General features: G+C 72.0%; 15 protein-coding genes and 1 pseudogene. 8 read left to right on the forward strand and 8 right to left on the reverse strand.

Annotated elements, in window-relative coordinates:
* A pseudogene (locus ETD85_RS48420) lies at positions 1-364 on the forward strand (hypothetical protein); the annotation flags it as partial.
* Here ETD85_RS48420 and ETD85_RS48425 read toward each other — a convergent pair.
* Complete coding sequence (locus ETD85_RS48425) at positions 365-1489, reverse strand: LysR substrate-binding domain-containing protein (RefSeq protein ID WP_240779923.1); 1125 nt, start codon at positions 1487-1489, stop codon at positions 365-367.
* A gap of 72 nt (positions 1490-1561) precedes the next feature.
* Between ETD85_RS48425 and ETD85_RS48430 the strand changes: the two genes are divergently transcribed.
* Positions 1562-1813: a CBU_0592 family membrane protein gene (locus ETD85_RS48430; RefSeq protein WP_138696617.1), complete on the forward strand. Its 252-nt coding sequence runs from the start codon at positions 1562-1564 to the stop codon at positions 1811-1813.
* Positions 1810-2454 (forward strand): cyclase family protein, encoded by a 645-nt coding sequence (locus ETD85_RS48435; protein WP_138696618.1) that lies wholly within the window; start codon positions 1810-1812, stop codon positions 2452-2454. The genes ETD85_RS48430 and ETD85_RS48435 overlap by 4 nt, the downstream gene beginning before the upstream one ends.
* 18 nt (positions 2455-2472) lie before the next feature.
* Here ETD85_RS48435 and ETD85_RS63825 read toward each other — a convergent pair whose 3' ends face one another.
* On the reverse strand, positions 2473-2649 hold the full coding sequence (locus ETD85_RS63825; protein ID WP_170247246.1) for a hypothetical protein: 177 nt from the start codon (positions 2647-2649) through the stop codon (positions 2473-2475).
* 32 nt (positions 2650-2681) lie between these two features.
* Between ETD85_RS63825 and map the strand changes: the two genes are divergently transcribed.
* Positions 2682-3530 (forward strand): type I methionyl aminopeptidase, encoded by an 849-nt coding sequence (gene map / locus ETD85_RS48440; RefSeq protein ID WP_138696619.1) that lies wholly within the window; start codon positions 2682-2684, stop codon positions 3528-3530.
* Positions 3531-3594: 64 nt separating this feature from the next.
* Here the strand turns inward: map and ETD85_RS48445 are convergent, their stop codons facing one another.
* The 4 genes from ETD85_RS48445 to ETD85_RS48460 all read right to left on the reverse strand — a co-directional run bounded on the left by ETD85_RS48445 (position 3595) and on the right by ETD85_RS48460 (position 8148).
* On the reverse strand, positions 3595-3984 hold the full coding sequence (locus tag ETD85_RS48445) for a sensor histidine kinase (RefSeq protein WP_138696620.1): 390 nt from the start codon (positions 3982-3984) through the stop codon (positions 3595-3597).
* A 206-nt stretch (positions 3985-4190) separates the two neighbouring features.
* Positions 4191-6167 carry a bifunctional copper resistance protein CopD/cytochrome c oxidase assembly protein gene (locus ETD85_RS48450; protein WP_138696621.1) on the reverse strand — a complete coding sequence of 659 codons (1977 nt, stop codon included), beginning with the start codon at positions 6165-6167 and terminating at the stop codon, positions 4191-4193.
* On the reverse strand, positions 6164-6778 hold the full coding sequence (locus ETD85_RS48455) for a copper resistance CopC family protein (protein WP_138696622.1): 615 nt from the start codon (positions 6776-6778) through the stop codon (positions 6164-6166). The genes ETD85_RS48450 and ETD85_RS48455 overlap by 4 nt, the downstream gene beginning before the upstream one ends.
* A gap of 44 nt (positions 6779-6822) precedes the next feature.
* Complete coding sequence (locus ETD85_RS48460) at positions 6823-8148, reverse strand: helix-turn-helix domain-containing protein (protein ID WP_240779924.1); 1326 nt, start codon at positions 8146-8148, stop codon at positions 6823-6825.
* A gap of 386 nt (positions 8149-8534) precedes the next feature.
* Between ETD85_RS48460 and ETD85_RS48465 the strand changes: the two genes are divergently transcribed.
* The gene (locus tag ETD85_RS48465; protein WP_138696624.1) at positions 8535-11366 is read left to right on the forward strand and encodes an AfsR/SARP family transcriptional regulator; all 2832 of its coding nucleotides are present in this window, start codon (positions 8535-8537) and stop codon (positions 11364-11366) included.
* Positions 11367-11372: 6 nt separating this feature from the next.
* Here the strand turns inward: ETD85_RS48465 and ETD85_RS48470 are convergent, their stop codons facing one another.
* Positions 11373-12866, reverse strand: a complete 1494-nt coding sequence (locus tag ETD85_RS48470) for a PucR family transcriptional regulator (RefSeq protein ID WP_138696625.1) — start codon at positions 12864-12866, stop codon at positions 11373-11375.
* 95 nt (positions 12867-12961) lie between these two features.
* Here ETD85_RS48470 and ETD85_RS48475 point away from each other — a divergent pair, with 95 nt between their 5' ends.
* The 3 genes from ETD85_RS48475 to ETD85_RS48485 are packed head-to-tail and all read left to right on the forward strand — an operon-like array spanning position 12962 to position 16896.
* Positions 12962-15238 carry a molybdopterin cofactor-binding domain-containing protein gene (locus ETD85_RS48475; RefSeq protein WP_138696626.1) on the forward strand — a complete coding sequence of 759 codons (2277 nt, stop codon included), beginning with the start codon at positions 12962-12964 and terminating at the stop codon, positions 15236-15238.
* The gene (locus ETD85_RS48480; protein ID WP_138696627.1) at positions 15222-15455 is read left to right on the forward strand and encodes an EF-hand domain-containing protein; all 234 of its coding nucleotides are present in this window, start codon (positions 15222-15224) and stop codon (positions 15453-15455) included. The genes ETD85_RS48475 and ETD85_RS48480 overlap by 17 nt, the downstream gene beginning before the upstream one ends.
* 55 nt (positions 15456-15510) lie before the next feature.
* The gene (locus tag ETD85_RS48485; protein ID WP_138696628.1) at positions 15511-16896 is read left to right on the forward strand and encodes an NCS2 family permease; all 1386 of its coding nucleotides are present in this window, start codon (positions 15511-15513) and stop codon (positions 16894-16896) included.
* Here the strand turns inward: ETD85_RS48485 and ETD85_RS65120 are convergent.
* The coding region (locus ETD85_RS65120) for an excalibur calcium-binding domain-containing protein (protein ID WP_206059345.1) at positions 16893-17188 on the reverse strand (296 nt) is incomplete at its 5' end. The two genes, ETD85_RS48485 and ETD85_RS65120, sit on opposite strands and share 4 nt — an antisense overlap.

A 17188-nucleotide genomic window follows, 5' to 3' on the forward strand; every position in this document is an offset into this window, starting at 1 on the left:
CCGCTGGACGCCGCCCGCCGACGCCCCGCCCCATCTGCGCGTCGGCCTCGAACGGCTGGAGCAGGCGGCGCGGGGCGAGACGCTGTTCGTGCTGTCCGAGCGACAGGCGCCGATCCCGCTGCTCGAACGCGTGGACGACGCGCGGCGTACGGGGGCGACGATCCTGGCGATCGAGGGCGGCGATCCGGAGCTGGCCGGCCTGGCGCACGACGCGATCGCCGTGCCGAGCAGCGGCCTGGTGACCTTCGACGGCGCCCAGCACCTGGTGAGCGCGGCGGCCGGCGAGGTCGAACGGCGCCAGGGCCTGCGCGCCCGCCTGGCCCGCCTGCTCGACAAGGTCAGCGGCCCCCAGCCGGCCGACTAGCTAGCCCCCCGGCGACTCGGGCACGGCCTCAGGCACGGACTCGCGGGCGGGCTCGGGCACGGGCTCGCGAGCATGCTCAGGCAGGGACTTGCGGGCGGGCTCGGGCACGGGCTCGCGAGCGTGCTCGGGCACGGGCGAGCGGGCAGGCTCCCGGGCGGATTCAGGGGCTGACTCGGGAGCTGACTCAGGAGCTGGGAGGTGGGCGCGCAGCGACGCCTGCAGCGCCGCCGTGGCCTCCTCGATCGCCGCGATCACCACGGCCTGCACGGGGTCCGGCTCCCCCGACCGCGTACGGCTGACGCGCGTGACGGCGTCCAGCCTGCGCGCGCCCACGTCGCGGACCTCGCTCACCCGCACCTCGCCCTCCGGCACGTCCAGCAGCGCCAGCGAGGGGACGATCGCCACCCCGTGACCCGCCGCGACCAGCGCCAGCGCGGGCCCGAACTCCGTGATGACGTGCACTTTCCGCGGCTCGAACCCGTGCAGCCCCGCCAGCCGCTCCAGCGCCTGCCCGCACGCCTGGCCGGGGTCGCCGGCCACCCAGGGCAGCTGCATCAGGTCGGCGACCGTGCACGGCGGATCGGGCCAGTGGGGCGGCAGCACGATGCGGTACTCGTCCACGTAGAGCAGGCGCGTGGCCAGCGACGGCTGCGACAGCGCGGGCAGGCTCATGTCCTGCTCGGTGATGAGCACGTCCACCGAGCCGAGCCGCAGCTCCTGGAGGGCCGGCTGGCCGTAGATCTCGTGGATGATCGGAATGATCTTGGGATGGCGCTCGGCCAGCTCGCGCATGGCGGGGACAAGGATGTGCGAGATGACCGTGGGGAAGGCGGCGATGCGCACGGGCCCGGCCAGCCGCTCGGTGAACCGGGTGAGCTCGCGCTTGGCCTCGACCAGCTCCTCCTCGACGCGCTCGGCGTAGCCGGCGAGCACGCGCCCGGCCGGCGTGAGGGAGACGCTGCGCTGCGAGCGGTCGATGAGCGCCAGCCCGACCTCGCGTTCGAGCTGGGCGAGCTGCTGGGAGACGGCGGAGGGGGTCAGGTACAGCGCCTCGGCGGCCCGCATCACGCCTCCACGGCGGGCGACCTCGTGCAGGACCCGCAGCCGCCGAGGATCAATGTCCATGTAGATCAGCTTACGCTATCCTTTAGCTAACTTTAATTGTGCTTTATACCGGAAAATCAAGACAATAGCGCTATGGATCTCCTCCTCGCCGTCATCGGCTGGATCGGCGCCGCGCTGCTCCTGATCGGGTACGCCCTGGTATCGACCTCCAGGATGGAGGGGGACGGGCAGGCCTACCAGATCGTCAACCTCATCGGCTCGGTCAGCCTGATGGTGAACAGCGCCCACAGCTCCGCCTGGCCGTCGGCCGGCCTCAACCTGGTGTGGGCCGCCATCGGCGTCGTGGCCCTGGTCAAGCTGGCCCGGGTGGGGGTGGCCAAGTGATCGTCGAGCTGAGCCACCGCATCGTCGAAGGCATGATCACCTATCCCGGCGTCCCGGGTCCGACCCTCGGTGTGCACCTGAGCAGGGAGGACTCGCGCAAGGTGTACGCGGAAGGCACGGAGTTCCACATCGGCGTGATCACGCTGGCCGCCAACACCGGCACCTACGTGGACACGCCCCACCACCGTTACCCCGACGGGCCCGACCTGTCCCAGGTGCCGGTGGACAAGCTGGCCGACCTGCCGGGACTGGTCGTGCGGGCCGGCGCCGGGCGCGAGGTGCGGATCGGCGGCGACCTCGACGTGCGGGGGCGCGCCGTACTGATCCACACCGGCTGGGACCGCCACTTCGGGACGGACGCCTACCAGCACGGCCACCCCTACCTGGCGCCGGAGTCGGCGGCCTGGCTGGCCGAGCAGGGGGCGGCGCTGGTCGGGATCGACTCCCTGAACATCGACGACACCCCGCCGCATGGCGAACGCCCCGCCCACTCGATCTTGCTGAAGGCGGGGATCCCGCTGGTGGAGCACCTGACGGGGCTGGCCGCGCTGCCTGACGAGGGTTTCCGCTTCCACGCCGCGCCGCCGATGGTCAGCGGCATGGGGACGTTCCCCGTCAGGGCCTACGCCGTCGTGGCCTGAGGCCGTCGCGGCGCGCGGCTAGTCGTCGTCCCCGTCGGCCTCATCCCATGCCTTGTTGCGTTCGGCGGCGCGTTTCAGCGCCCCGGACGCCTCCTGCTCGGACTCGTAGGGGCCCATGCGGTCTTTGTCAGGGCAGCCCGCGTCGGGCTCGACCCGCATGTGCTTGAGACAGAACCACCATTGGCCTTCGCTCACGAGGTCAATTCTGCCCCGTAGACTCAGGTTTCATGACGACACTGCTCCAGCCCGGGCGAGTCTCGCCCATCCGGAAGGTCCCCGCCCACGTCGAGCGGCCGGAGTACGTCGGCAAGAAGCGCCCCAAGATCGGCGAGTCCGACGTGAAGAGCCCCGAGATCATCGAGCGGATGCGCGTGGCGGGCAGGATCGCCGCCCAGGCCCTCGAAGAGGTCGGCAAGCACGTCGCGCCGGGCGTCACGACCGACGAGCTCGACCGGATCGGCCACGAGTTCCTCATCGACCACGGCGCCTATCCCAGCACCCTGGGCTACAAGGGCTACCCGAAGTCGCTGTGCACCTCGATCAACGAGGTCATCTGCCACGGCATCCCCGATGACACCGTGCTGCGCGACGGTGACATCGTCAACATCGACATCACCGCCTACATCGGCGGCGTCCACGGCGACACGGACGCGACCTACCTGGTGGGCGACGTCGACGAGGAGTCGCGGCTGCTGGTCGAGCGCACCCGCGAGTCGATGATGCGCGCGATCAAGGCCGTCGCCCCCGGCCGGCAGCTCAACGTGGTGGGCCGCGTCATCGAGGCGTACGCCAAGCGCTTCGGCTACGGCGTGGTGCGCGACTTCACCGGGCACGGCATCGGCACGAGCTTCCACTCCGGCCTGATGGTGCCCCACTACGACGACCCGTCGCTGCGGGTGGAGCTGGTGCCGGGCATGACGTTCACGATCGAGCCGATGCTGACGCTGGGCACGATCGAATATGAGATCTGGCCCGACAAGTGGACGGCCGTCACCAAGGACCGCAAGCGCACGGCCCAGTTCGAGCACACGATCGTGGTGACGGAGACCGGCAGCGAGATCCTCACTCTCCCTTGAGCCCGCAGGCGCCCAGCGCCCCGGCCACCGGCTTCCCCGGTGACCGGGCGCGGCGCCCAGCCTGTCACCGCTGTCTCGGCACCACTCCGGTGATCGTCGTGCCCTCTCCGTGGACGCTGTTGACGGAGAGGCTGCCGCCGATCTCCGCGAACGCCGCCCGCATCCTGGCGATCCCACGTCCCGTCCCCGTCATGGGGAAACCCTGACCGTTGTCGCTGACCGTCATGCGCAGCCCGCTCTTGCCGACCGTCACGGCGATGGACACGGTCCTGGCCCTGCTGTGCAGCTCAACGTTGGACAAGGCCTCGCGCATCGTCGCCATCACCCCGTTCGAAACGCGTGAGGGCACGTCGGTGGCAGGCAGCGCCCACGTCTCGACGGCGATCCCGGTGCGCTCCGACCACTCGGCCAGATAGCTCTCCAGCGCCTCGGCCAGGCTCTGCCCCCCGCGCATCCGTGTCTCTTCCGACAATGGTTCTCGCCTTCCTCGGCCCCCGGGCCCACGCCGGTCCCCACTCCGGCGCTCCCACTCGCTGTGCGAATCCCCCCTCAAGGACCACGCACGCTAGCTAATGGGGTTATGCCCGTCTCCCCTGGGAGAAAGGCTACCTGGCCGCTCAGAGACTTGTACTGGGAAGATAGGAGGCCATGGCCGAACCGCTACTCGCCCTTGTCACCACGGCTGAGACGGGCGAGATAGGCGTTGTAGGAGTCAAGCTCCGGATCTCCGGCGCCCGTCCGGTCAGCCCGCCGATCGGCGCGCCGGGCCTGCCGGTCATCGTCCTTGTACCACTGCACGGCGATGGCCAGCAGCACGATGAGCGTCGGGATCTCGCCGAACCCCCACGCGATCGCCCCGCCGTCCTGCTGCGTCTGCAGCAGCGTGTCTCCCCAGGACCGCCCGAGCGGCTCGTACCAGTCGGCCGCGATCACCGTGCCCATCATCATCAGCGCGATGCCGAAGAAGGCGTGGAACGGCATCGTGACGAAGAGCATCAGCAGCCGCCCGACGTGCGGCAGCCGGTCCGGCCCCGGATCGACGCCGATGATCACCCAGAAGAACAGGCAGCCGCTGATCAGGAAGTGCAGGGTCATCCAGATGTGCCCCAGGTGCTCCTGCATGGCCGACTCGAACAGCGGGGTGAAGTAGAGGGCGTACGTCGAGGCGATGAAGATCGAGGTGGCGATCACGGGATGCGTGACGACCTTGGTGAAGCGGCTGTGCAGGATCGTGGTGATCCACTCGCGCGGCCCCCTGTCGCCCCGCTTGGCCGCGGGCTTGAGCGCACGCAGCGCCAGCGTGACCGGGCCGCCGAGGACGAGGAAGATCGGCACGACCATGGAGAGCGTCATGTGCTCGATCATGTGCACGTCGAACATGACCTTGGCGTAGCGGGCCAGCCCGCTCTGCGTGGCGAACACCAGCAGCGCCACCCCCGCGAACCACGAGGCGGTGCGCCCCCACGGCCAGGAGTCGCCGCGCTGCCGCAGCCGGCGCACGCCGAGCGCGTAGAGCCCGGCCAGGGCGCCGGCGACCGTGGCGAAGAACAGGTCGAACCACCACAGGGAGAACACGTTCGCGATCGTGAGCTCCGGCGGAAGGGGGAAGCCGAGCAGCTCGAAGGCCCGGTCGGCGGGGATGCTGAACTCGGGCGGCGGGGTGCGCGACAGCGCCACGGCCACGCCGATGGTGGCGAGCATGAGCACCATCTCGCCGCCGGCCAGCCGGGTGAACGCCCGCGGGCGGCCCGCCTCCAGGTCGGCCAGCGTGCGCTGGCGGTGCCAGTAGCCGACGTAGCCGAGCAGCACGAACGCCACGATCTTGGCGACGGCCAGCAGGCCGTACTGGGAGGTCCACAGGTCGGACACCGCGCCCAGCCGGGCGACCAGGCTGAACACGCCGGACAGCCCGACCCCGGCGTAGCACCACAGCGCCAGCCTGGAGAACCGGGCCGCGGCCACGTCGAGCTGCGGCTGCTTGCGGATCGCGTGCAGGGCCAGCACGGCCAGGCCGCCCACCCACATGGCCAGCGCGAGCAGGTGCAGCGACACCGAGGAGGTGGCCAGATCGTGGTTGGGCGAGGAGGAGGTGTGCCCGGTGAGCGGCGCGGGCAGCAGCGTCGCCAGTGCGAACACCAGCAGCCCGCCCGCGGCCCCCGCGGTGATCGCGCCGCGCGAGAACAGCGCGATCGCCACCCCGAACAGCACCACGAGCGTCAGCGCCACGCCCTGCGTGGTCTGGGTGGCGTAGCCGGTCAGGATGGTGCGTTCGAGGATCTGGGGGACGGTCCGGCCGAAGGACTCGGCGGCCCCGAACAGGATGGCGAAGAACGCCGCTCCCGCCCAGGTCAGCGCGGCCCACGAGCTGGCCTTGACGTAGTGGGTCGCGGTCTTGCCGAGCACGCCCTTGTCGTTGGGCAGCAGCACGGCGGCCATCAGCAGCAGGCCGACGGTGGCCACTCCGGCCACGTCCATGAGCAGCTTGGACAGCGGCAGGCCCCACCTGACGATCGCGCCGGAGTCGGGCAGGCCGGGGATGATCCTGGGGAACGCCCTGCCTCCGGCGATCATGCCGATCACCAGGGCGAGGACGGCGGCCGCCGCTCCCGCGAGCGCGAGACGCGCCGCCCTGGTCATGGCTTCTTTTTCCGCGCGCTGAGCAGGAAGCCGATGCCGACGCCGACCAGCGCGCCGATCACGATGATCAGCCAGACGGGGAACGCCGGCTCCTCGACCGCCACGGCCCGGTCGGGCGCCAGGCTCTGCTCACCGGCCTGAGCGGGCGGGCTCGCGGCCTGGCCGGCCGGCGGACTGGCGCTCGACCCGGCTTCGGCCGGCGCGCCGCTCTCCGGCCCGCTCTCGCTCGGGCTGGGGGACGCCGCCGGCGCCCCCTCCACCCTGAACGGGATCTCGCCCTCGATCGGATGCCCGTCGGAGGACACGACCCGGTAGGCGATCGTGTATTTCCCGTCGGGCAGCGGCCCGCCGACGGCCTGCGTCACCACCGCGCCGTCCACTTCGGGCTTGCCGCTCTGGAGCTGGGTGTCACCGTCGCCGCGCACGATGACGAATGGCATGCGCACCTTGGCGCTGAACTCAAGCTTGACCTCGTCAAGGGTCTTGATCTTGGCACCCTTGGCCGGGTTGCTGCTCTTGAGCGTGTCGTGCGCCATCGCGGGGGCGGCGGTGCCGAACACGAACAGGGCGGCGAGAATCGCGGTGAGGGCCGCGAGCGGGGATCTCTTCATGGCACCCCCAAGGCTACCGACGCCACTGTCCGGTCCGGACCTCGCTACAGGCCGACGCAGGCCACGGCCCGCTGGTACGCCTCCACCGCGCCGTCGAGGTCACCGAGCTGCTCGATGGTCTCGGCCGTGGCGTACCAGGTGGACGCCGAACGCCGGGAGTCGGGCAGCGGCGTCAGCCAGTCGCGCACGGACGCCCCGCGCTCGGCGGCCTCCGCGGAGCGCCCGACGGCGCCGTAGACCCGGCCGAGCAGGAGGTTGGCCTCGGCGCCCAGCACGTGGCCGAACTCGGGGAGCAGGCTCTTGCCGATCGTCGCGTGCTCGACGGCCTCATCGAGGTTGCCCGTCATGTATTCGGCGCAGGCCAGCGCGACGTGGACGCGAGCCCGGTCGATGTTGCTGGTCGAGGTCTGCTCGAACTCCACGACCGCCGCCCGCAGCCCGTCGCGGATCGCCGGAGCGTCGGCGGGGCGGGCCCTGAGCCGCTGGCTCAGCAGCGCCAGGCGCATCCTGGCGATGCCCCGGGGGTTGCCGTTCTCCAGCTGCACGGCCATGGCCCGCTCGGCGAAGGACAGCGCCTCCTGCTCGTGCCCGGTGAAGGAGGCGACGTTGGTGGCCATCCAGTTGGCGGCCACGATCGAGCGCGGCGTGCCGAGCGCGTCGGCGGCGTTGAGCAGCTCGCCGGCGAACTGGCGGGCCCGCAGCAGGTCGCCGCGCTCCAGGTAGGCCGACAGCAGGGTGGCGGCCAGCTCGACGAGGTGATCGGTCCAGGGCAAGCGGCCGTTGCCGACCAGCATCCGCTCCCCCACCTCGACGGCCTCGGACAGCCGCTCGCTGCTGAGGTAGGCGCGGCAGAGCGCCATGGCGATCTCTATCCGGCGCTCGGGCGCCAGCTCCTCGCCGTGCAGCTTGAGGAGGATGGAGATCGCCTCGTTGAGGTTGCCGCACGCCTCGGCGGCGAGGGCCAGACCGAATTCGGTGTCTTGACGAAGCGTGGTCAACCCTGTCAGGTTGTTGTTCGCCAGCAGCTCTGCGAAGCGGGTGCGGGCCTCGTTCACCTCACCGTTTTCGAGGGCCAGCCGCGCGTAGCCGAGGGCCAGCTCGATGTCCTCCATCTGCTCGGCCGTGACGCCATTGATCAGATAAGAGAGCGAGCAGTCCAGTTTCTGAGCCAGCAACTCCAGGACCGCAGGAGTCGGGGTACGCTTGCCACTCTCGATCAACGAGACGTAACTGTCCGACAACTCGGGATGGGCCAGCTGTGCCTGCGACAGGCCGCGTTGTCGCCGAACCGTCTTAATACGGAGTCCGACCAGGTCAGATGTAGTCACAGCCGTAGCTCCCTGAGAAGATGAAGTCCGAGCAACCCACATAGGCGAGGGAGAACCCCCATGCGAATGCGCATTGCCCTGTCCGCATTGGTCGCCGCGATCACGGTCGTGGCGGCCGTTGGAGGTAATGTTACGGCCGCAGGTGCCGAAACGTCTTCCCTCTACTCGAACCAGGACTACAGCCACTGCTGCTGACGTAAGGCGGGAGGGGGCGCACGCCCGGCCCAGGGCGCGAAACCGCACCGTGCCCCGCAGACATACCGCTGAGGACGACGAGGAACCCTCTCGTCACCGTGTTGCCCCCTCTAACCCGCACTGGTCCCCACTCTAATCGGGGCCGACTACATTCGATCTACAGTGAGCCCGGGTCTCTTTTCCCGGCGGCGTTTCTGAATACGCTGCCGTAGTCGTCGAAACCGGGAGACCGAATGAGCGAGGCAATCACCATCCGCCTGCTCGGGGCCGTGACCGCCGAGCGCCGCCGCGGAGCCGCCGAAGAGCCCATCGATCTCGGCCCGGCCAGGCAGCAGACCACCCTCGCCATCCTCGCCGCGAGCGCGAGCCACCCCGTCCCCATGGACCGGCTGGTCGTCGGGATCTGGGGCCAGGACGCCCCCCGCAACGCCGAGCAGAGCGTCTACACCTACATCGCCGGGCTGCGCCGCCTCTTCGAGCCCGATCGCCCGCGGCGGGCGCCGTCGCTGCTGCTCGCGGGCTCCTCGGCCGGCTACGTCTTATGCCTGGAGCCTCGCCAGGTGGACGCGCTGCTGTTCGCGGAGTGGCTGGAGGAGGCTCGCGACGCCCAGCGCGGCGGCGACGACCGCCAGGCCGCACACCGGCTGGAGCAGGCGCTGGCCCTGTGGCGCGGCACCGCGCTGAGCGGCCTGGCCGGGCCGTTCGCGGAGAAGGAGCGCGCCCGCCTGGAGCAGCTCAAGCTCTCGGCCCTGGAGCAGCGCGCGGAGAGCCTGCTGCGGCTGGGCAGCCACGAGGAGGTGGCCGAGGAGCTGCGCGACCTGACCCGCCACCACCCGCTGCGCGAGCGCGCCCGCGAGCTGCTCATGACGGCCCTGTTCCACTCCGGCCGCCGGGCGGAGGCGCTGGAGGTGTACGAGGAGGGCAGGATCCTGCTCGCCCAGGAGCTGGGCCTGTCGCCGGGAGAGGGCCTGCGCAGGTGCCAGGAGATGGTGCTGAGCGCCGACGCGGCCGCCCCGGACGAGCGTCCCGTCGTGCCGCACCAGTTACCCCGCCCGCTGGCGGAGTTCGTGGGCAGGTCACGGGAGCTCGTCCGGCTGAAGGAGCGGCTGGCGCCCTGGGACGGCGGCCCGCCCGGCCCGCTGGTGATCGTCACGGGGCCGCCGGGCGTCGGCAAGTCCGCGCTGGCCGCCCGGGCCGCCCACGCGGCGCGGGAGCGCTTCCCTGACGGCCAGCTCTACGTGAACTGCCGGGGCGCCACGCCGGACGTGCCCGCTCTCACCCCGCTCGACGTGCTCGGGCGCTTCCTGCGCGCGCTCGGCGTGCCGCCCCAGACAGTGCCTGCCGACCTCGACGAGGCCGCGGCCATGTGGCGAAGCCGCCTGCACGACCGCCGGGTGCTGGCGCTGCTCGACGACGCCGCCGACCTGGCGCAGATCCGGCCGCTGCTGGCCGCCCCGTTCGGCAACGCCCTGCTCGTGACCAGCCGGGAGAGCATGAGCTGGGGCGAGGACTCCTTCCAGCTCGAGCTCGGGCGGATGTCCCACGCGGAGTCGGCCACCGTGCTGGCCAAGCTGGCCGGCGCGGGCCGGATCACGGCGGACGAGAGAGAGACGGCCAGGCTGGTACGCCTGTGCGACGGCCTCCCCCTGGCCCTGCGCATCGCCGGGGCACGCCTGGCCGGCCGCCCGGACTGGAGCGTGGCGGCGCTGGCCACGCGCCTGAGCGACGAGCGGAGCCGCCTGCACGAGCTGGCGGCGGGCGATCTCGCCGTCCGCTCCAGCCTGACCGCCAGCCACACGGCGCTCGAACGCGGCTCGCGGCCCGTGGACCGGCGGGCCGCCCGCGCCCTGTCCCTGCTGGGCCTGCTGCACGTGCCGGAGATGACCGCGGAGGCGGCCGGCGCGCTGCTGGGAGTGTCCACGCCCGAGGCGGAGCAGGCCCTGGAGCGGCTGGTGGACGCCCACCTGCTGGACCGCGCGGGGTCCGGCCGCTACCAGCTCCACGACCTCGTCCGGCTCTTCGCCGCCGAGCTGCGGCCGGACGACTCCCGCGAGCCGCTCATCCGCGTGCTGTCGTACTACGCCGCCTCCACCCGCCTGGCCAGCCACGTCGCCGACCCGCACAGGAGCCACCGGGCACGGCCGGTCGACGCGGTTCCGCACGCGGTCGGCGGGCCGGCGGAGGCGATGGCGTGGCTGAGCGACGAGGAGGCCGTGCTGACGGCGGCGGCCGGTCAGGCGCTCGGCTCCGCCGACGACACGATCGCGGGGCTCGGCGCCAACCTCGCGTTCGGCCTGGTCTGGCACCAGGAGCGGCACTACCACATGGAGCAGATGCACGCGCTCAACACCCTCGCCCTGCGGGTCTGCGAGCGGCTCGGGGACGAGCCGGGCGCGCACCTCGCGCTCACCCACATCTCCAACGCCCTGCGCATGACCAGCCGCACGGACGAGGCCCTGGTCCACCTCCAGGCCGCGCTGGCGCTGGCCAGACGGCTCGGCGACCGCTTCGGTGAGATGAGCGCGCTGGGCAATCTCGCCAGCGCCAACAACTCCGGGCTGCGTTACGAGGACGCGCTCCCCTGGGCGGAGCGCCAGCTCGTGCTGGCCAGGAGCATCGGCGCGCGCGTCGGCGTGCGGTACGCGCTGACCGCCATGGGGACCGCCCACCGGGGCTCTGGGCGGCCGGAGAAGGCCAGGGAGGCGCTGCTCGAAGCCCTCGCCGACGCCGTCGAGGTCGGCGACCAGCTTCACGAGGCGCAGATCCGCGTCGGGCTCGGGGAGACCTGTATCGACCTGGCCGAGCCGGCGGAAGCCGTCCCCCACCTGCTCAAGGCTAGGGAGCTCTACGCGCCCGGCGGCAACCGGATCGGGATACTGCGCTGCCTGATCGGGTTGTCGCAGGCGTACCGGATGCTGGGCGAGCTCGATCAGGCGCTCTCGCACGTCACGGATGCCGTCGTGGCCGGCGCCGGGCTCGGCTACGCGCACTGGGAGCGGCGGCTCGCGGAGGAGCAGGCCGCCGTGCACGAGGCGCGGGGGGCGGCGGTCATCCGCGAGGTGTGAGCGGGGCTATCGGGGAGTCCCGGTGTCCCTGAGCGCCAGGAAGAAGTCGACCCGGTCGGCCATCGTCGCCAGGTTTCTGCCGGTGAGCTCCTCGATCCTGCGGATGCGGTAGCGGACGGTGTTGACGTGCACGTGCAGCTGCTCGGCGCAGGCGTTCCACGAGCCGGCGCAGTCGAGGAAGATCCCCAGCGTGCGCACCAGCTCGGACTGGTGCCGGCGGTCGTAGTCGAGCAGCGGCGACAGCAGCCTGGCCGCGAACGAGCGGCGCACGTCCCCCGGCACCGTGGCCAGCAGCAGCGCGTGGGTGTAGATCTCGTCGCTGGTCACCACCCCGCCCGCGCGGGCCTCGGCCAGGCGTCTGGCGTGCCCGGCCTCCTCCACGCCGCCCTTGACGGCGGCGGGCCCCGTCAGCGCGCCGCTGAGCCCGATGCAGAGCCGGGTGCCGGGCATCGCGGAGAGCACCTCCGCGGCGGCGCGCAGGCGGTCGGCCAGCTCGGCCGCGCCGCCCTGGCGCAGCGGCACCACGGCGACCGCGCCGTCGGCGCCGGCCGCCGCCACCACCTCGCGGCCGAGCAGCTCCTCCACGACCTGGCCGCCGAGCGTGGCGGGGTCGGGGCCGCGGGTGGCGCCCGGCCTGGGGGCGGTCGCGTTCACGATCGCGTACGGCTCCGCCGCGTCGATCCCGCACGTCCGCAGCCTGGCGTTGAGCTCGGCCGCGTCGTCCTCGGCCAGCGCGGCCATGATGAGCTGCTCGGTCAGGCGGCGCTCGACCCGGCGGCCCTCCTCCATCCGGCTGCGCTCCAGCCCGACGCAGGCGGCCAGCTCGTAACCGAGGTCGGCCCGGCTGATCAGGTCGCCGTCGCAGGCCAGGGCCCAGCCGGCGGCCCGGTGCCCGCGGCCCACCGCGAAGATCGTGTGGTCGCCGACGTACGCGGGCAGCCGCGCCGCCGTCAGGTACGCCTTCGCCAGGCGTACGGGATCCTCGGCCGCGCCGACGATCACCTCGCCCGACGCGGACAGGACCGCGCCGGTGACGCCCAGCTCCGCGGCGGTCAGCTCGAACAGCTCGCGCAGGTCGGCGCCCTCGGCGATGGCCGCGACCAGCCGTCGGTGGCGGCCCAGCGCGTCGCGCACGTCGCCGGACAGGCGCGGCACGACCAGCTCGGCCAGCGTGCGGAAGGAGATCTCGGTCGGCACCTCGATCAGCGGCAGGTCGGCGGCGGCGCAGGCGGCCACCAGGTCGGCCGGGACGTGCCCCAGCCACGCCTGGCCGGCCCCGAGCGCGGCGACCCCCGCCTCGATCAGCGCGCTCACGAACCTGGCCGAATCCTCCGGCGCCCGCCGCCACATCATCCCGGACAGCACCAGCTCGCCGCCGGACAGATAGCGCCCGGGCTCGGGCAGGTCGGTGATGTGCACGGTGCTGAACTCGCGGGCGGGGTCGCCGGCGAGCAGGGTCAGGCGCAGGTCGTCCATGGCCAGCAGGTCAGAGATGCGCACTTGGAGGAATATACAAGCCTACGAGGGCAAGCGCTGACGGGGATTTCACGTCGGGCGCATAGGACGGGCCCGGGGCGCGGTGCTCTACTCGGAAGATGACGGAGACGGCGACCACGACCCCGACCACGACCCCGACCACGGGCCCCACCACCGGCCCCACCACGGGGCAGAGCACCGGGCACGGCGTCGGCGAGAGCGCGCGGCGGCCCGACGGGACGCTGAAGGTGACCGGCGAGTTCGCCTACGCCTCCGACCTGTGGCTCGACGGCATGGTGTGGGGCGTCACGCTGCGCAGCCCGTACGCCGCCGCGTGGATCCGCTCGATCGACGTGGGGCCCGCGCTCAAGATGGCGGGCGTGCTGGCCGTGATGACGCACGAGGACGTGCCGGGCGCGAAGTTCTACGGGCTGGAGCACAAGGACCAGCCGGTGCTGGCCATCGACGAGGTCCGCTTCCAGGGGGAGCCGGTGGCGCTGGTGGCCGCCGACCATCCGGAGACGGCCCGCAGGGCCGCCGCGGCCATCGTGGTCGAGTACGAGCCCCGCGAAGCCGTGACTGATCCCCGTAAGTCCGAACATTTCGTGAGACACCAGCCGGTACGCCGCGGCGACACGTTCGAGGCCGAGGTCGTCGTCACCGGCGAGTACGAGGTCGGCATGCAGGACCAGGCCTTCCTCGGCCCGGAGTCCGGCCTGGCCGTACCCGCCGAGGACGGCGGCGTGGACCTCTACATCGCCACCCAGTGGCTGCACGTGGACCGCGACCAGCTCGCCCCCTGCCTCGGCCTGCCCCCCGACAAGGTGCGCCTGACGCTGTCGGGCGTCGGCGGCGCGTTCGGCGCCCGGGAGGACCTGTCGATGCAGGTGCACGCCTGCATGCTGGCCCTGCGGCTGAACCGGCCCGTGAAGATCGTCTACGGCCGCGAGGAGTCGTTCTTCGGCCACGTGCACCGCCATCCGGCCTGGATGCGCTACGAGCACGGCGCCACCCGCGACGGCCGGCTCGTCTACGTCAAGGCCGACATCCTGCTGGACGGCGGCGCGTACTGCTCCTCCTCCCCCGCCGTGGTCGGCAACGCCGCCTCGCTCGGCGTGGGCCCGTACGAGGTGCCGAACGTGCGCGTGGACGCCACCGGCGTCTACACCAACAACCCGCCGTGCGGCGCGATGCGCGGTTTCGGGGCCGTGCAGGCCTGCTACGCCTACGAGTCGCAGATGGACCGCCTGGCCGAGGCGTGCGGCCTGTCGCCGATCGAGATCCGGGTGCGCAACGCCGTCTCGCAGGGCTCCAGCCTCATCACCGGCCAGGTGATCGACACCCCGGCCCCGCTCGCGGAGATGCTGCGCGACCTCGAGGCCATGCCGCTGCCCGCGCCCGGGCCGTCGCGGGACCGGGACCTGCGGGGGCTGCCCGGCGGCGTCTCGCAGACCACCCACGGCGAGTCCGTGCGCCGGGGCGTCGGCTACGGCGTCGGGATCAAGAACATCTGCTTCTCCGAGGGCTTCGACGACTACTCCACGGCCAGGGTGCGGGCCGAGCTGGTCGGCGGGGAGCCGCACGTCACCGTGCACACGGCGGCGGCCGAGGTGGGCCAGGGCCTGGTGACGATCCAGGCCCAGATCGCCCGCACCGAGCTCGGCATCGCGAACGTCACCGTGGCCACCGCCGACACCGCGGTCGGCTCGGCCGGGTCATCGTCGGCCTCCCGCCAGTCCTACGTCACCGGCGGCGCGGTGAAGGCCGCCTGCGAGGCCGTGCGGGAGCGGTTCAAGGGGCTGCCCGCCGCCGAGGCGCTGGCGGCGTACGGGCCGATCGAGGAGACCCGCGAGTACCGCCACCGGCCCACCTATCCGCTCGATCCGCACACCGGGCAGGGCGACTCGCACACCCAGCTCGCCCTGTGCGTGCACCGGGCGGTCGTGGACGTCGACGTCGAGCTGGGCCTGGTCAAGGTCGTCGAGCTGGCGGCCGTGCAGGACGTGGGCCGGATACTGAACCCGCAGGCGCTCGAAGGCCAGATCCACGGCGGCTCGGCGCAGGGGCTCGGGCTGGCGCTCATGGAGGAGATCCAGATCCGCGACGGCCAGGTGCTGAACCCGTCGTTCACGGACTACCTCATCCCCACCATCCTCGACATGCCTCCCATGACGCTGAAGATCCTGGAAAATCCAGACCCGGCGGCTCCGTACGGGTTGCGCGGCGCGGGCGAGCCGCCGACCCTCTCCTCCACCCCCGCCATCGCCGCCGCGGTACGCGCGGCGACCGGGCTCCGGTTGACGCGCGTTCCGATTAGGCCGGAAGATATCGCGTTGTTCGAAGAACAGTCCGGAAAAAGGTCCGGCAAGGGGGTATCCGATGGCAAGCGCGCGTGAAGCGGCCGAGGCGGAGTTCAGGCGCTTCGACACCGATGGCGACGGCCTGCTGACTGCCGACGAGATCAGGCAGGCCAACGAGGCGCTGGGCGGTCAGGGCGCGGCCGAGAGCGAGATCGAGGCGTTCATCAAGTCCGCCGACCGTGACGGCGACGGGCGGATCGGGATCGAGGAGTTCGTCGGCCTGGTCGGCCACGGACGCCACGAGAAGGCGTGATCTTGTCCCCCGCCGGGTAGGCCACCCGGCACTCCCCCTTGATCAACCAGGGGGGATGGCGGTGCTCGACAGGTTCTTCGAGCTCACCGGGCGGGGGACCACCGTCGGGCGTGAGGTCCGCGGCGGGCTCACGACGTTCGTGGCCATGGCCTACATCATCCTGCTCAACCCGATCATCCTGGCCGGGGCCAAGGACGTCACCGGCGCCCGGCTGTCGATCTCCGAGCTGACGACCTCCACCGCGCTGGCCGCGGCGATCTCGACGCTGTTGATGGCCTTCGTCGGCAACGCCCCCTTCGGCCTGGCCGCCGGGCTCGGCCTGAACGCCGTCGTCGCCTACCAGGCCGCCCCCCACATGACGTGGGCGCAGGCCATGGGCCTGGTCGTGCTGGAAGGCTTCGTGATCATCGTGCTGGCCGTGACCGGCCTGCGCACGCTGATCATGAACGCGATCCCCCTGGCGCTCAAACACGCCATCAGCGTGGGGATCGGGCTGTTCATCGCGCTGATCGGCCTGGTGGACGCCGGTTTCGTCGCGGCGGGCTCGGGCACCCCCGTGCAGCTCGGCGCGACGGGGCATCTCACGGGCTGGCCGGTCGCGATCTTCTGCTTCGGCCTGCTGCTCATGATCGTCCTGTTCGTCCGCAGGACCCCGGCCGCCATCCTGATCAGCATCGCCGCCACCGCGGTCCTGGCCGTCCTGGTGAACTCGCTGGCCACCATCCCGCCGGAGTCGTGGGGCGTGGTGACGCCGCGCGTGCCGGAGTCGCTGGTCTCGGCCCCCCACTTCGGGCTCGTGGGCGCGTTCGACCTGTTCGGCGGGTTCGCCAGGGCGGGCGCGCTGACGGCGGCCGTGGTGCTGTTCACGCTGGTGCTGTCCGGGTTCTTCGACGCGATGGGGACGATCATCGGCGTCAGCGACGAGGCCGGGCTGGTGGACCCGCAGGGACGGGTGCCCAGGCTGGGCCGGATCCTGACCGTGGACGGCGTGGCGGGCATGGTGGGCGGCTCGGTGAGCGCCTCGGCGAACACCGTCTTCGTCGAGTCGGCCGCCGGTGTCGGCGAGGGCGCGCGTACGGGCCTGGCCAGCGTGGTGACCGGGGCCTTGCTGGGGCTGACGCTGCTGTTCACGCCGCTGGCGGCGGTGGTGCCCGCCGCCGCTGCCGCGCCCGCGCTGGTGCTGGTCGGGGCGCTGATGATGATGCAGAGCAAGAACGTGCCGTGGGACGACCTGGACCTGGCCGTGCCCGCGTTCCTGACGATCGCGCTGATGCCGTTCACGTACTCGATCACGAACGGGGTGGGCGCGGGCGTGATCTCCTACACGCTGATCAAGGCGGCCAAGGGGCGGTTCGCGGAGATCCCGTGGCTGCTCTGGATCGTCTCGCTGATCTTCCTGGCCTACTTCGCCATCGACTGGGTCGGGGAGCTGCTCGGCTAGCGGATGTCGCCGCTGTTGCAGGCCACGCCGTTGCCGTCGACGTCCACGTACCAGGAGTATTCCTCGTGCGTGCCCTTGGAGTAGGGGCCGTCACCGGCCGCCACGGCCTCCTTGCAGCTGGTGTAGCGCTTGTCCGGGGTGCGCCGGAAGCCGGTGGCCGGAGAGGTCGCGCCCGGCCGGTTCGTCCCGGGCCCCGCGGTTCCCGTCGTGCCCGTGTTGCCGGTCGGGCCCGTGTTGCCCGTCGTGTTGCCCGTCGTGCCGGTGCTGCCGGTCGTGCCGGCCGGGCCGGTCG

Source organism: Nonomuraea zeae, assembly GCF_005889725.1.
GTDB lineage: Bacteria > Actinomycetota > Actinomycetes > Streptosporangiales > Streptosporangiaceae > Nonomuraea > Nonomuraea zeae.